The organism is Planomonospora algeriensis, from assembly GCF_977012225.1.
In genome coordinates this window covers 1-245 of sequence record NZ_CDRNDK010001173.1, presented here as the reverse complement: position 1 = coordinate 245, position 245 = coordinate 1, and the positions used below count along the sequence as shown (strand labels likewise).

The 245-nt window shown below is 71.8% G+C and carries 1 pseudogene; it reads left to right on the top strand.

The features are described 5' to 3' along the window. Positions 1-245 (top strand): annotated as a pseudogene (locus ACWJ6R_RS38300) (phospholipid carrier-dependent glycosyltransferase); the annotation flags it as partial.

Sequence of the window (245 nt, the reverse complement as noted above, 5' to 3'; positions counted from 1 at the left end):
CGACTCCATCCGCTCCTGGCTGGCCTACCACTTCCAGGTCCTCGGCTTCCACACCGGGCTCACCACCCCGCACAACTACCAGTCCGAGCCGTGGGAGTGGCCGCTGCTGCTGCGCCCGGTCGCGTTCTTCTACGAGACGGCCAAGCCGGGCTGCGGCGACCCCAGCGGCTGCTCCCAGGCCGTGCTCGGCGTCGGCACGCCGGTCATCTGGTACGGCGGGCTGGCCGCCCTCGTCGCCATGGTCG